The 15,147-nt window shown below is 44.6% G+C and carries 14 protein-coding genes; 8 read left to right on the top strand and 6 right to left on the bottom strand.

Annotated features, from left to right (window positions below; genetic code table 11):
- Positions 1-321 precede the first annotated feature (321 nt).
- The 4 genes from VNM22_19710 to VNM22_19695 all read left to right on the top strand — a co-directional run bounded on the left by VNM22_19710 (position 322) and on the right by VNM22_19695 (position 4,529).
- Complete coding sequence (locus VNM22_19710; GenBank protein ID HWP49394.1) at positions 322-1,638, top strand: inositol-3-phosphate synthase; 1,317 nt, start codon at positions 322-324, stop codon at positions 1,636-1,638.
- Between the two features lie 105 nt (positions 1,639-1,743).
- Positions 1,744-3,549 carry a S8 family serine peptidase gene (locus VNM22_19705; GenBank protein HWP49393.1) on the top strand — a complete coding sequence of 602 codons (1,806 nt, stop codon included), beginning with the start codon at positions 1,744-1,746 and terminating at the stop codon, positions 3,547-3,549.
- Positions 3,550-3,643: 94 nt separating this feature from the next.
- A complete protein-coding gene (locus tag VNM22_19700) occupies positions 3,644-3,955 on the top strand; it encodes a hypothetical protein (protein HWP49392.1) in 312 nt (103 codons plus the stop codon).
- Between the two features lie 7 nt (positions 3,956-3,962).
- Positions 3,963-4,529, top strand: coding sequence for a hypothetical protein (locus tag VNM22_19695; protein HWP49391.1), 567 nt, complete (start codon positions 3,963-3,965; stop codon positions 4,527-4,529).
- Between the two features lie 13 nt (positions 4,530-4,542).
- Here the strand turns inward: VNM22_19695 and VNM22_19690 are convergent, their stop codons facing one another.
- The 3 genes from VNM22_19690 to VNM22_19680 form a co-directional block, all read right to left on the bottom strand.
- The gene (locus tag VNM22_19690) at positions 4,543-6,084 is read right to left on the bottom strand and encodes a DHA2 family efflux MFS transporter permease subunit (GenBank protein ID HWP49390.1); all 1,542 of its coding nucleotides are present in this window, start codon (positions 6,082-6,084) and stop codon (positions 4,543-4,545) included.
- Positions 6,085-6,165: 81 nt separating this feature from the next.
- Positions 6,166-7,494: an HlyD family secretion protein gene (locus VNM22_19685; GenBank protein HWP49389.1), complete on the bottom strand. Its 1,329-nt coding sequence runs from the start codon at positions 7,492-7,494 to the stop codon at positions 6,166-6,168.
- Between the two features lie 91 nt (positions 7,495-7,585).
- Positions 7,586-8,518 (bottom strand): L,D-transpeptidase, encoded by a 933-nt coding sequence (locus VNM22_19680; protein ID HWP49388.1) that lies wholly within the window; start codon positions 8,516-8,518, stop codon positions 7,586-7,588.
- Positions 8,519-8,921: 403 nt separating this feature from the next.
- On the opposite strand from VNM22_19680, the gene VNM22_19675 reads away from it, so the two are divergent.
- From VNM22_19675 to VNM22_19665, 3 genes are all read left to right on the top strand, one after another.
- On the top strand, positions 8,922-9,872 hold the full coding sequence (locus VNM22_19675) for a DUF523 and DUF1722 domain-containing protein (protein HWP49387.1): 951 nt from the start codon (positions 8,922-8,924) through the stop codon (positions 9,870-9,872).
- A 63-nt stretch (positions 9,873-9,935) separates the two neighbouring features.
- A complete protein-coding gene (locus VNM22_19670) occupies positions 9,936-10,397 on the top strand; it encodes an SRPBCC family protein (protein HWP49386.1) in 462 nt (153 codons plus the stop codon).
- 428 nt (positions 10,398-10,825) lie between these two features.
- Complete coding sequence (locus VNM22_19665) at positions 10,826-12,013, top strand: clostripain-related cysteine peptidase (protein HWP49385.1); 1,188 nt, start codon at positions 10,826-10,828, stop codon at positions 12,011-12,013.
- 121 nt (positions 12,014-12,134) lie between these two features.
- Here VNM22_19665 and VNM22_19660 read toward each other — a convergent pair whose 3' ends face one another.
- A complete protein-coding gene (locus VNM22_19660; GenBank protein ID HWP49384.1) occupies positions 12,135-12,944 on the bottom strand; it encodes a family 1 encapsulin nanocompartment shell protein in 810 nt (269 codons plus the stop codon).
- A 5-nt stretch (positions 12,945-12,949) separates the two neighbouring features.
- A complete protein-coding gene (locus VNM22_19655; GenBank protein HWP49383.1) occupies positions 12,950-13,339 on the bottom strand; it encodes a ferritin-like domain-containing protein in 390 nt (129 codons plus the stop codon).
- Positions 13,340-13,601: 262 nt separating this feature from the next.
- Here VNM22_19655 and VNM22_19650 point away from each other — a divergent pair, with 262 nt between their 5' ends.
- Positions 13,602-14,102, top strand: coding sequence for a DUF3105 domain-containing protein (locus VNM22_19650; protein HWP49382.1), 501 nt, complete (start codon positions 13,602-13,604; stop codon positions 14,100-14,102).
- A gap of 212 nt (positions 14,103-14,314) precedes the next feature.
- Here the strand turns inward: VNM22_19650 and VNM22_19645 are convergent, their stop codons facing one another.
- The gene (locus VNM22_19645) at positions 14,315-15,094 is read right to left on the bottom strand and encodes a glucose 1-dehydrogenase (protein ID HWP49381.1); all 780 of its coding nucleotides are present in this window, start codon (positions 15,092-15,094) and stop codon (positions 14,315-14,317) included.
- Between the last annotated feature and the right edge of the window lie 53 nt (positions 15,095-15,147).

Here is a 15,147-nt window from a genome sequence, read left to right as displayed (position 1 = left end):
GCTAGGGGAACACAGGGTATAAGGAGGTGTCTAAAGTAGAAAATTAACTTTAGCTCTTTAGGACTTTGTAAAGCTAATTTTGCATCGCTTTCCCTCACCCCTGACCCCTCTCCCACAACGTGGGAGAGGGAAGCTGGAGGATCTCCGGATCAACTTCCCAAATACCCTCCTTCCATCCCCCGTCCACGGGGGATGGAAGAGGGGGGGAGGAGGGGTTGGGGGTGAGGGCAGAACGGTTACTCAAATCTAACTTTACAAAGTACTAAGCACTTTAGCTCACCTTCCCTATACTTTGTATTTCTCTAGCTTGATGCTACTTTCATGATAGAAAAAGGCATTTCTATTAAACCTGCGGAAGGTCGATTGGGGATTTTACTTCCGGGATTAGGGGCCGTCAGTACCACTTTGATAGCGGGTGTTGAGCTTATTAAGAAAGGTCTGGGCCACCCCATTGGATCTCTCACCCAGCTCGGAACGATTCGTCTGGGAAAGCGAACCGATAAGCGGGTTCCTAAGATTAAAGATTTCGTCCCTTTAGCTAAACTGGAAGATCTGGTTTTTGGAGCCTGGGATATCTTTCAAGATAACGGTTATCAGGCGGCTTTGAAAGCGGGTGTTATTGAGAAAAGTCTACTGGATCAGGTTCGGAAGGAACTGGAAGCTATCGTCCCCTGGCGCGCTGTATTTGATCAGGCTTATGTTAAACGACTTTCCGGTGATAATATCAAAAAAGGGCAGAACAAGATGGATTTAGCCCATCAACTTATGGAAGATATTCAGCGTTTCAAAAAAGAGTGGAATTTATCCCGGATGGTTATGATTTGGTGTGCCAGTACAGAGTCTTTTTTAGAACCCGATGAAGTCCATCAGAGTCTCCAGAACTTTGAATCGGGATTAAAAGAAAATCATCCCAAAATTGCCCCCAGCATGATTTACGCCTATGCCGCACTTTGTTCAGGAGTCCCCTTTGCCAATGGAGCTCCTAACCTCACGATTGATATACCGGCTTTGATCGAGTTATCCAATCAGAATGGGGTTCCCATAGCCGGGAAGGATTTTAAAACCGGACAAACCCTTATGAAAACCATCCTTGCCCCCGGTTTAAAATCCAGAGTTCTGGGTCTAAAGGGTTGGTTTTCTACTAACCTTCTCGGAAATCGAGACGGAGAAGTCCTGGATGATCCGGCTTCTTTCAAAACCAAGGAAGAAAGCAAGCTATCGGCCCTTAATTACATCCTTCAGCCAGATCTCTATCCGGAACTTTATGAGAAGGTTATTCATCAGGTCCACATTCATTACTATCCACCCCGGGGGGATAACAAGGAAGGTTGGGATAATATCGATATCTTTGGTTGGCTGGGATATCCCATGCAAATTAAGATTAACTTCCTCTGCAGAGATAGCATTCTGGCAGCCCCCATCGTTCTGGATCTGGCTCTCTTCATGGATTTGGCTCAAAGATGCAATATGCGTGGAATCCAGGAATGGCTCTCGTTTTACTTTAAAAGTCCCATGTGTGCCCCTGAGCTTTACCCTGAACATGATCTTTTCATCCAGCTTATGAAGCTTAAAAATACCTTACGCTATATCCGGGGGGAGGAATTAATTACCCATCTAGGACTCGAGTATTATGATTAAAAACAGAAACCGGAGAGAGGGAAGCAGGCAGGTGAAAAAAGATTGACAAACCTCTCCTGTTTTGGGATAATATTTTAAAGTCTTTACCAATCAGGAGACAAACATATGATTTATCGTTGGTATTTTATAGTTTATTATCTAATCGGTTTCCTATCTTTTTTCCCCCTACAAAGTGCTGCCCAGGAGGATGATGGGGAGGTAATTGTTAATTTTAAAGACAATCTTCCCCAAGAAGAGATTGAGAAAATTGCCCATAAGTATGGAATTCAATTAACCTATAACAGCATTTTCTCAAAGCCGGAAGCCCTTACCCGATTTTCAAAGGCAGGGATGGATTCTGATAAGCTTCAAAAACTCCTACAGGCTTTAGCTGCCGAGGCTACTGTTGAATATGTAGAACCCAATTATCTTTATCAGGCTTTTGAAATTCCCAATGATCCACTTTTTGATAAACAATGGAACATGAAGTTCATTCAGATGCCGGAAGCTTGGGACAAAACCCATGGAAAAGGGGTTATTGTGGCTGTTATCGATACAGGAGTTGCCTATGAAGATTATCAAGACCGAAAAGGGGTTTACCACCGGGTCCAAGATCTGGCAAATACTCAATTTACAGAGGGTTATGACTTTATCGATGATGATACCCATCCCAATGATGATAACGGTCATGGAACCCATGTAGCCGGAACTATTGCCCAGTCAACCCATAATAGGATTGGGGTGGCAGGAATAGCCTATGAAGCTACCATCATGCCGTTAAAAGTTTTGAATCGGTTTGGGTTCGGGAATATAGCCGATATTGCTGAAGCTATCCAATATGCGGCAGATCACGGGGCACAGGTTATCAATTTAAGTTTAGGGGGCTTTTTCCCCAGTAGAACTATTCAAGAAGCCATGGCCTATGCCCATGATAAAGGTGTGACCCTGGTCTGTGCAGCCGGGAATTCAGGTCGTAGAGGGGTGAGCTTTCCGGCCTCCGATCCTCATTGTATAGGTGTCTCTGCCCTGGGACCGAATGGAACCCTGGCCCCTTATTCCAGCTACGGTCCGGAGATCGACCTGGCTGCGCCGGGTGGAGATACCAGTAAGGGTATCAGTTATGGAATCCTTCAAAATACCATTGGATACATGGATCCAACCCGGGATGGTTATGAATATTTCCAGGGAACTTCCATGGCAGCACCCCATGTAGCGGGTACAGCGGCTCTGATCATCTCCCTGGGAGTGAAAAATCCCGATGAAGTAGAGAAAATACTCAAGGCCAGTGCGACCCGGCATACCCAACAGGGAGAGTCTCTTTCAAACGTCGTTCCAGGAGAAAACCCGGATGAGAAATACGGCGCCGGACTCCTCAATGCAGCCGCTGCCGTCTCTTCCCTCCGACCGGATATCTTTGTTCCGCAAACGATGATCATACCTGTCAGATTAAAGTATCTCCTGGTGGCGATCTTATTAGCCTGGATCTATTTTAAACTCCTTAGAGGATTTCACCTGCCCAAAAAGCTTCCCCGACTTCTTTTCTGGCTTGGGCTCCTGTGGGCTTCCTCAGGACTTTTTTTCCTGAATTTTTTTCCATTACCTGGCCTATTAAGCAAGGGTATAACACCCTTTACCCGAGCTTTTCCAGACCTAGATTATTCTGTGTTGGGGAGGATTTCAGATTTAAACCCGTTGTTTCATAGCGCGATGTTCCCCCTTCTTTTGATCATAACCTTGTTAAGCACAAAATCCCTCAACCGTTTTGCCCTGGGCTTTACCCTGGGTCTGACCGGTCATCTGTTGGTAGATGCTCTTCTAACTTCGGCAACAGTTGCTTATATTCCTGGAAATTTTCTGCTGGATAAAACCTGGCTTTTAGTGAATGCCTTTTTTTCATTTGGATTAGCTTACCTTGCAGGAAAACCCTCGTAGAAGTGTGGGAGTATGGAGGTGTGGGAGTGTAAGAGTATGGGAGTGGGGGAGTATACTTGCCAGTTACTTTCTAAATGAAAAGACTTTTCAAGGTATGGAAGTATGGGAGGATAAGAAATATTACCCCATACTCTCCCACTCCCCCACTCCCATACTCTTACACTCCCCCCACTTCTTTCTTAAATTGACTCTTCGAGGAACTTTAAAGTTTCACCAACTTGGAACCCGATTCTGGGAACTTATTACCGACAGCGGAGATCATTACGAGCTGATCGGGGGTGATCCCGGTCTTTATCAAGATGGTGCCCGGGTTGTTGTAACCGGGCAAATACGAGAAGATTTAATGAGTGTTGGAAATATAGGGCCTATCTTTGAAGTAGATACCTTTAAACAGGAGGAAAAATAGGTATTTTATGAATTACGAAGAAACTATTCAAAAACTCATATCCGGCGACTTTGATGATGCGACCCCTGAGGAACGGGATAAAGTGATCGAGCAGATTATCCATGCTTCTGCTTTAGCTGCTTCTGTATTAGCCATGTCTCCGGTTCCTTTTATAGAAACACCCATTCAAGTAACCATGGTTCGAGCTATTGGAAAGGTATACGGTTACGCATTGGATAAGAAAGTTATCTTTGAAATTCTCTCCTCCATTGGAGGAAGTATGGTACTGCGTCAGTTAGTTCGGTTTATACCCGGTATTGGGATCATTGCGAATCTTTCCAAAGTTTATGGAACAACCTGGGCCATGGGGATGGTAGCAGATTATTATTTCAGGCAAAATCGTGAGGTGGTAAAAGAGGAACTGATGCGCATGTTCAAGATGACCCAGAAAGAAAAAACTCTGGAAAAAGAAAAGGAATTGGAAAAAAGTCGCATTCCGGAACGGCTACAAACCCTCTGGGAGCTATTTCAGAAGAATCTCATTACTCCCGAAGAATATCGGAAGAAAAGGGAGGAGATCCTTTCTCAGCTATAGAGACAGGGTACTTTTAATCTCCCAGGACAATCTGAACGGAGCTTTTCTTTCGTCGCAGGAGAAAAAGGAAAGGAAAGGTGATTATGATCAGAACTGCGATGAGCAGAAAAGCGTCTCGAAAGGAGAGAAGTAAAGCCTGTCGGGTTACGGTATGATCTAAGAGGTTCAAAGCGATCTTACTCGAGGATTCTGGATTAATGCCTTTGGCCAGAAGTCCCTGTTCCAGTATTTGCAATCGTTGGGTGGTTAAAGGATTTAGAGGATGGAGGTATTCACTCAGAATGGATCGGTGAAAAATTTCCCTTTGTTTGAGAAAGGTGACGAGAATCGCGATACCGAAACTCCCACCGGTCTGGCGCATGAAGGTGTAAATGCCGGAGGCACTGGCCATGTCTTTTTTTTCCAGGGTACTGAGGGCTGCTATACTCAGGGGAACAAACATAAAGCCGATTCCAATTCCTCGTAGGATCTGAGGAACGACCAGATCGGAGGTCCCAATTTCCAGCGTAAACTGGGACATTTTGTAGAGACCCAGGCTAAAAGCACCTATTCCCATAGCAATGACGTATTGAGGGGAAATTCTGGTCATCAGTTTACCCGAAATAAACATAGCAATGGCGGTAGAAATGGAACTGAGGAGGATCGCCTTTCCGGTCTGCCAGGCCGTGTAATTTAACAGGGTTTGTAAAAAAACTGGAAGTAGAAAGGTAGGTCCCATGAGTCCGACTCCTAAAAAGGTAGCGATCACAGTACCGACCCAAAGAGAACGGTTAGTCAAAACCTTCAAGTTGACCGCAGGATGATCAATTCGGAGCTCCCACCAGACGAAGCTGATTAAAGCCAGCCCGGTTAAAAGACTGAGTGTTTTAATTCCATTGGATTCGAACCAGTCTTTCCGTTCCCCAAGCTCCAGGATCACCTGCATACATCCAACGCCTATAGCCAGTAAGATGATCCCCAGGTAGTCTACCTGGGGGGCTGGGTTTTTAGAGTGGGTAGAATCTTGTAGAAAGAAATAGGCCAGCAGTAAGGCAAGGCCCCCGACGGGGATGTTGATATAAAAGATCCAGGGCCAATTATAATTATCGGTAATCCAACCTCCTAAGGTCGGTCCCAACGTGGGACCGACCATGGTGCCTACTCCAAAAGCCGCCATGGCCCCTCCCTGTTCTTTAGGGGGAAAGGTTTCCATGAGGAGGGATTGGGAGCTTGGGATAAGGGCCCCTCCTCCCATTCCCTGAATGATTCGAAAGAAAACAAGGGTTTCGACGCTCCAGGCAATTCCACAAAAAAAAGAGGCGACGGTAAAGATTCCGATAGATAATGCTAAAAATCTTTTTCGTCCTAACCAGGCCGTAAACCAGCCTGTTAAAGGAAGAACAATGACATTGGCGATAATATAACCTGTAACCACCCAGTTGATTTCGTCCAGCGTCGCCCCCAGATTACCCATCATATGGGGTAATGCTACGTTTACGATGCTCACATCGATAGCCTGGAGAAGGGTTCCCAGAACGGCTATCAAGATGATAATCCATTTGTGCTGAGGTTTCACAGAAGACAAAAGGTAAAAATCAAAAGGCAAAAGGCGAAAGGTAAAAGAAAGATTTCATTTGCCCTTTCGCCTTTTGCCTGTTTACTTTGCACGGGCACTACTGATATCAATGGTTACAAACACAGACATCCCAGGTCGGATGGGATACTCAGGGTCTCCCTCGATGGTAATTCGCACAGGGACCCGTTGAACAACCTTGGTAAAGTTACCGGTGGCATTATCGGGAGGTAAAAGGGAAAATTTCGCACCGGTTGCAGGGCTGATACTTTCTACCTTTCCCTTAAATACCTTTCCTGGATAGGCATCCACTGTAAATTCCACCGGTTGACCGACACGGACATACTCCAGTTGAGTTTCCTTCAAATTTGCAACAATCCAGACCTCATCGGGAATAAGGGCCATTAAAGGCTGACCTACATTGACCCTTTCTCCGACTTCCACCGATCTCTTCCCAATAATTCCATCTACCGGGGCTCTAATTTCGGTATAGGAGAGTCTGAGCAGGGCTGCGTCCAGATTCGCCTCGGCCTGGGCCAGCTCGGCCTCCAGAGATTTAGCTTCCTGACCTTTCATTTCCGTCTCGGTATGACCCGTTTGAGCCAAGACTATCTGGGCTTCGGTCTGTTTAATCTGGTTTTTAAGAGACTCAATCTTTGCCGCGGCGACCCGTTGAGAAGCCAGGGAGGCTTCATAATTAGACCGAGCCACATTGTAGTCTGAGATCGCTGCATCGAGCTGTTGCTGAGGAATGACTCCTTTCGCGTGGAGTTGCTCTAACCGCCTTCGATCCAGTTCCGCCTTTTCCATTTGAGCTTTATACCCGAGGGTTTCCTTCTCTATACGGGTTAACTCCGCTTGAGCCGTTGCAAGACTTTTTCTCATGGCTTCTGCTTGTGCTCTGGCCTCTGTGATTTTTGCATCTGTCCGATTTTGCTCGAGGGGCACCGACAGGCGCGCAGACGCTAACTTGGCTTTGATGACCTCAACGGCTGCCTTCGCTTGTTCTACTTCAATAGCTAAAGGCCTGGTATTCAATTGTACAAGCAATTGATCTGCTTTTACACGCTGGTTTACATCTACCAAAACTTTCTCTACAACCCCGGCAGTCCTGGGACTGATGGTGATAATCCGACCTTCTACCTGGGCGTTATCGGTGGTTTCATGATTTAAGTAAAAGTGATAAAGTTTAACCCCATAAGCCACCCCTATAACGAGTAAAACGAGGATAAGCCCATAAAGGACCCTGCGTTTAATATTTTTCGTAAAAGAAATCTTCCGTTTGATGGGGGGTTGCGAAATCGGATAGTTTAAATTTCCATTAGGCCCGGGTAAGGTACGGGGAGGTTCTTTTTCTTCGATTTTATAACTCTTTTCGGGATCGTTAGCAGATATTGTATCGTCGTCATTCATATCCTAAAACATAAAACCTAAAACCTAAAACGTAAAGAGCTAAACCTACCTCAAATTTAAAATTTAATTTTTACCTTTTAGGTTTTAGGTCTTATCTCAAGATTTCTTCCAGGAAAATAGAATAATGGAGCTGTTCTTTCTCTTTATCTAAGAGAAGCCGTTTAGCAGGAGGTCGACTTAATTTTTTTCGAATGTATTGTTCGATTGACTGAAATTGAGCTTCTGCAGTGTCAATGTACCATTTCAGCCGAGAGAAGTCTATCCTCCTTAAATCAATACGTTGCTGTTGCAAAATTTTTAAAACCTCGTCAAAATAATCCAAAGGTTTATGGTAAATGTTCGCATGAAGGACCAGCTCTTCCCGCGGCTCGTTATACTCAACAATTTCATAACGAATCGAAATAGGCACAGCACGAGGGAATCTGCCAGATCTGATCTCAGGGGCCAGGTAATCATATAAAATCTGCATGTCTTCCGTATCGATTCGAATACAACCATTAGAACTGGGAGCTCCGACAGTATACCAATCAGTTGTCTGATGAAGTACAAACTGCTCATAGACTTCCTGGGTTTCATCACTGAGAATGGACATGAATATCGACTTCATATCCTTCGGCATGGGAATCTTGATGGGTTTGAGGGTTTTTTTATCAAAGGTGTAGGAGTACTCAATTACCTTTCCAACCAGGTCTTCCGGATTTTGATCCCCATACCGAAACACAACCCCGGTTGCCTTGGCGTAAAGATATCCCTCCCCGGTTGGAGTCTGGTTAGAAAATTCCGTTCCCCTTCCAACTCCAATAGGAATGGTTAAGGTTCGCCAGGAATCGCCCCCATCTGGTGTATAAAGAACCAGCCGATAGGCCGGAATGTTAATAACCACCTGCTGATTGAAATTTTTTCCAGAGTTTCCATACGGAAAGTCTTGAAGTTTACTATAAGCTACAGGGGGAGAAAAAAGATAAATTAGAAAACCTAAGGTTAAAAATTGCTTGAACCTCTTCTTTATTTTGCCTGTTCCCATAGGCTACATAGAATATCAACACGATAGGTTACATCCTAAAACCCCACAGCCTGCCCTAAACCCGAAGATTCCATTGGGAAGAACTTCTCTTTTAATCCCCGGATCTTCGGTAGGCTCTGTGGCTAAATTAAACCCATTTTTACAAAAACCAAACACCTTGACTTCTCAATAGGATGCTGCTATTCTAATGGTCAGAGTAAAAACTACATTAATAAATTAATTCTTTTTTCTAAAAACGTTCAATCTATCCATATGAAATTCTCATCGTCTGTGGGTGTGTAGAGATAAAACCCTTTATTCCAGATCATTAAAGAAAAGTAAGGAAAGTATTTCCCACAAGGGTTTCAAGTTTCTCTACTTTCCGGTCATGGGACAACCCAAAGCACCCTGAGTGTTTTGCAGTATGATACCGGCTATTCGTATAGGCATCAGCAGTTGTTTATTAGGAGCAAGAGTTCGTTTTGATGGCGGTCACAAGAAAGATCCTTTTATTACCGAGACGCTTGGAAAGTTTTTCCAGTGGATTCCGGTTTGTCCGGAGATCGAGATGGGATTGGGTACTCCCCGAGAAAGTCTACGACTGGTTGACACTTTATCTACTCCCCATCTCATTGCACCCCACTCAAAAACCGATTTGACGGAAATCATGGCCTGCTTTGCTGAAAAGCGTTTAGAAGAACTCGCTCAACTAAATCTCCACGGATATATCCTGAAGAAGGACTCTCCTTCCTGTGGAATGGAGCGGGTTCGTGTTTACGGAGAAAAGGGAGCTCCTCAGAGAAAAGGGCGAGGACTTTTTGCCGAGGCGCTGATTCGGCGATTTCCTCTACTACCCATTGAAGAAGAAGGCCGCTTGCAGGATCTGCGCTTGCGAGAAAACTTCATCGAACGGGTTTTTTCTTATTATCGATGGACTGAATTACTCAGGATAAACCCAGAACCCAAAGATTTGATACGTTTTCATACCCAACATAAATTGACCCTGCTTTCCCATAGCCGGGAGTATTACCAAAAACTGGGTCGTCTGGTAGCCCAGACTGGAAAAATCCCCATGCAGGATCTTTTACGGGAGTACGGAGAGCTGTTTATGACTGCCCTCAAAGTTAAAGTAACAACCAAAAAACATGTCGATGTGCTCTACCACCTGCTGGGGTTTCTAAAAAAAGTTTTAGATTCCCAGGATAAAGCTGAATTGATATCCTACCTGGAAGATTACCGAAAAGGTTTGGTTCCTCTGATTGTCCCCATTACCTTGCTTCGTCATCACCTCCGGCACCATCCTATCCCATGGGTCTTAGAACAAACCTATCTGAATCCTTATCCCGCCGAACTTATGCTACGGAATCATGTATAATTCGTTTTATGGGAAGTTACAGATATTGTGTACGTTAAGGTGAGAAGGACTTTTAAGCTCTCTATGAAGCTTTATCGTTTGCATTTTCGTCAGTACTTACCCATTGGAATAGATACGGCATGGACTTTTTTCCTAGATCCCAGAAATCTAGCTCAAATCACCCCGCCCTGGTTAAGATTCAGGGTTACCTCACAACTACCGGAAAAGATGTACGTAGGGCTGATCATAATGTATAAGATCAGTCCAATTTTAAACATCCCTTTATCCTGGGTAACAGAGATCACTCATATGGTCGAACCCCATCTCTTCGTAGATGAGCAACGTTTTGGACCTTATCGCTTTTGGCATCATCAGCATCTTTTCCGTGAAACCGATGACGGTATCGAGATACAGGATATTATTCATTATGCTCTTTATATGGGGCCGATTGGACGACTTCTCCATCGTTGGGTGGTAGGACCTAAATTGTGGGATATTTTCAATTTTCGACGGCAAGCCTTAGAGCAACGATTCAAAAGGGTATAAGGCTCTCTATTCTTTAATCCTTTCCAAGATAAAATAATACTTCCCTTACCTTGAGAAGACAAATTATACTAATTCTTCCTAAAGAGATCACATAATAGGCATAATAGGCAGAGAGGACAATCCTGATGGAATCGCCCTTAAATAGGGTAGCCACAGAGGGCTGCCTCTACAATTCAGGCCATGTTTCCCTATCTAATGGGTATAATATCATATTTGCTGTTTCTTGGATATCTCAGCGTCCTCCCTGCTTCCTTTCAAAAGGGGGATTTACCAGAAGATAGAAAAAACCACACCCGCAAGATAAATACAGGTACCTGAAAGAGTATTGTCTTGACAAGGTAAGAAATTGCTCAACTTTATAGCTGAGGGAGTAATTAAATAGATTATTTTTTAACGAATCGAGAAGCGGTAAAGATTCTAACGAAATTATGTCAATACATCAAACCTGCATGATTTATATCCCCGGGTGTAATCACCTGAAGGAAGGAGATCGGTTACCCTCTCTTTTTGAAGAACTCCGGAGAGTTCAAACCGAAAAAAATATTTCTCTTCTTATCGAAATAACCCATCAACAGGAGGAGGAGATAAGCCGCTATCGAATTCAACAAGGACAGATTCATCTTATTCAAACCCTTCAAGAAGATTCCCCAGGAGATGAGAAAAGTCTGGGTAACTTTTTAAGATGGAGTCAAGAGTACTCTGCCGCAGACCATTACATCTTGATAATCTGGAATCATGGAAATCCCTGGAATATTCAAGGGTTCAAATCTAAACCTTTGTACCGAACTCCTTTTCCCTATGAAGCAGTCGCTCGGGCTATTTTTTTTAGTACAGCGAAGACTATCCTGACCCAACAGGAGCTCATGGAAACCGTTTATACGGATCGACAGGCAAGCCTTCGGGACTTCTTAGACATCCTTGAACTCAAAAAGGCCCTGCAGGAATCTGGAATCCGATTGGGAATCCTGGGTCTGGATGGATGTCTGCCAAATCTATTGGAAGGGGTTAATGAGATCAAAGGAGCAGTACATGTTGTGATCGGTTCAGGGGAGGAAGCAAGGAAAAAACCCTGGGTACAGGGAGAAATATTCGAAATCCCGGCGAAGCAGCCAGACCTCTCCCTTGAAGATTTGGTAAGAGCCTGGGTAAAGCAACAGCAGGGATCTCCGGGAAAAGAGCTATCTTTATTGAACCTAAGTCATCTTGATCCGGTGGTCCGATCATTGGATCGTTTAGCTCTGATCCTTAAAACCCACCTGTCTCAAATGTACGGATTCTTTTCCCAGGTTCGGAGAGAAGTTCAAGTATTTTCCAATCCCAACTACGTCGATCTTTATGATCTGGCAACTCTTTTGAAGGTAGAAAATCGAGATGATCTTAAAGAAGAGGCGGAAAGACTTCTCAGCAGCCTAAACACCCTGGTCTTTGAAACGCCTAAAACAAAGGATACTTCCGATACCCGAAGGGTGGGAATCTTTTTCCCAGAAAATAAGAGAATCTTAACTCCTTATTACCAAAAGCTAGATTTTGCCGAAACCTGCCCAAATTGGATAGAATTTCTAAGGGCTTACCTGGAGTTTGTACCGACTCAACAGGTTAAACGAGCTCGAATTTAAGCCTGAGAAAAGAGGACGAACTCAGGAGTCCTCCTCTTCTTTCTCCCATTCCCTCACTTCCATACCCCCTTACTTCTACCCTCCCATACTTCCATACCCCCACCTTCCCATCTTTCCTGCTTCAGGCAGAAATAATACAAATGGCCTCTGGAGTTCCAATATTTGGAACCAGACTTTCAGAGATAGTAAATTCATAAAAAACCTCTCCAAATCCGGAGAACGAGGTCATCAGATCCTGACCCAGAATAATCTGGTTACCGTTAACCGTATCTAAAAGTACTCCTTTGTTTTGAAGCACAGGGGTTTTAAAAATCCCTTCTGTAACCAGAGAACGTAGATTTTCGATTTGGAGAACATCGCTGTCTTTATACAGTCGAAACAGGCTGTTATAAAGAGGTGAAGCCAGAGCCAGGGCATAGGGGCCCGGATAGCCTGCTTTATCCAGTTGATTGGCCGCCTGGATCACATCTTCGATGGCCTGACCGACTCGACTCCAATCCCCCAACGGGATCTTATGGACACCGGGTGTGTTAAGAATACCTGTAATGGAGAGGCTTTCATAACCGAAAAATACCAGCTCATCCTCTTTAAGGATACAGTTTTTAGCGGCTTGAAATGCTGCATCCAGGTCTAGAGGTTGATGATAAGTTTCATAGGCTTCGATCATGCTGATACTTAAAGAAAAGGAACTGTAAATCTGGGGTATAGGAAGGGTAGGACTACAGAGAATTTTAGCCGCCAGGGGGGGTCCTGCTTCTGCTATCCGCTCTGTTTTCGAAACGAGGGCTTTAAAGCCGAGCCCGAGGGGGCCTTCCACATCTAGCAATTTTCTCCCCACCAATAAACTTTTCGCCGTGGAAACAACCAGTTCATCAATTTCCTCCCAAACCTTTGAGCTAATCGGGGCAGCTTCTCGATTGAGATATTTCATAACAATTAACTCTCCTTTCTCTGCTTTAAGCTTCCGACGGTTTTAGGAATAGAAGTTCGAACGTTCTCTGAAGATGGTCCGGGTTTACTATTCTTCATTTCTATGGCTTCTATTTGAGTAATTTCTCCTTCACTGAAGAGATAGGTCCGCAAATGTCCTTCAAAAGTCGGATTATTTCGTCGAATCCACTCCAGGACCATGGCAGCATGTTCCATTTCTTCATCGCGGTTATGAGCCAGAATTTTTCTTAGCTCTTCATCTGTACATACATCGACCCGCTGTTGGTACCAATCAATGGCTTCCAACTCTTCCATGAGAGATTTAATTGCTCTGGACATATTTAAGGTTTTCTCACTGATTTTTTCATAGGGTTCATGCCAACTTTCCGATCCCATAGGCTGATCTCCTTTTCGTTCAAACTTTTTAGTTTATGGTGTGGTATAACCTCTCATCCTCCAGATAAACCATAAGTTATTTTATTTATACAAATCAGGCAAGAGTAAATCTCAAAGTTGACAATTTTATGTAGGTTGACGTATGGTATCTTCAGGAGATTAGGTAGCTTCAAAGGAACCCTCTGGGGTCTGTTGGATCAGGAACCAGGAGATTTAAGTTCTCGCCCGACAAAAGTTTATTTAAAGAAGGAGTTCTTAGGTTATGAGAAAGGATTTACTTTACAGGATTTATAGAATAGGGTTTGGTCTATTTTTGCTCAGCCTCCCTTGTTTACAGGTTTTTGCACAAGAGAAGTCCCCGGCTGATGAATTTTCGGTTCCGGTGATGCCACCGGTTCATATTCATCCGGGTCAGGCCCATGCCCCCTATAATACCATTCCTCCGACCTCAGGACCCCACGTGGAGATACACGTGGGACAGAAAATTTTAAAGACCCCTGTCCCTGAGGAGATCCAGGTCCATGAGTTGGAACATGGAGGGATTTTTATTCAATACAATTGTACCCATTGCGACGACCTGGTAGCCAAACTGGAGAAGATCGCCCAGGCCTATGAAGGGGTATTTGTCGCACCTTATCCCAAGATGGATACTCTCATTGCCTTAACGGCCTGGGGAAAACTGGCCAAATTGAAAGAGTATAACGAAGAAATCATTCAGCGGTTTATTAAATCTTATCTGGGTGCCTATCCATCCGGCAAGTGATAGGATAGAATAGATTAATTTGCTGAACCCCCCTTTCCCCCCCGGTTCATTTAGCTTTACCTGTTTTTTTCTCTGGAGGCCTTTCCAAGACCTCCTAAATCCCCCACAGAGATTCCCTGGGAGGCTATCAAGGGATAACCTGTCTAGCCCTGTGGGTCCCTGGAAGTTACCGACCTTCCTACAGAAAAACAATTAAGGTTGTCACACCGGGCCTATAAATTCCAGTTCCAACCGGATAAGAATCCGCCATCGACATAGATAATTTCGCCACTCACATAATTAGAAGCATCTGAAGCAAGGAAGACGGCGGCTCCCATGAGATCTTCGGTGGTTCCAACTCGTCCTATGGGAATTCGAGGCATCAGCTTTTCCAGCCAGGCTTTGTTTTCCAAAAGGGGGCGGGTCAAGTCCGTTTCATGATAGCCCGGACCGATGGCGTTTACATTAATTCCGTATCTGGCCCATTCAGCGGCCAGGGATCGGGTAAGCCCCAAGACTCCGGATTTGGTGGCGCCATAAGGGGCTATGGTCGTCATACCGATCTGGCTGGTCAGGGAACAGATATTAATAATTTTCCCTTTTCCCTGTTTCAGCATGATTCTGCCGGCAGCCTGACAGCAAAAGAAAGTTCCCTTAAGGTTGGTATCGACAATGCTATCCCAGAGTTCCTCGGTAACTTCCAGAGAAGGAACCCGTTTATTAATTCCTGCATTGTTCACCAGGATATCCAGTCTCCCAAACTCGCTGACTACGGTATGGACCATATTTTCGATATCCTGTAGCTTTGAGACATCTGCCGTTACGGCCAGGGATTTACGTCCCAATTTGCTGATATCTTCGGCAGTCTCCTGAAGTTGGGAGGTAGTCCGTCCACTAATAGCCACATCGGCCCCTGCATGGGCCAGGGCCAGGGCAATCGCCCGTCCTATCCCTCGACCTCCACCAGTAACCAGAGCAACACGACCGTTTAAGTCGAAACTCGGAAATTGCATCCTCTTTCATAAATCTAAAATCCAAGGTCCAGAGCCGTTGGAGCTCTGGATTC

This window comes from Candidatus Limnocylindrales bacterium (assembly GCA_035559535.1).
In the GTDB taxonomy this organism is placed as follows: Bacteria; Moduliflexota; Moduliflexia; order Moduliflexales; family JAUQPW01; genus JAUQPW01.
This window is presented reverse-complemented; position numbering and strand designations above follow the sequence as displayed.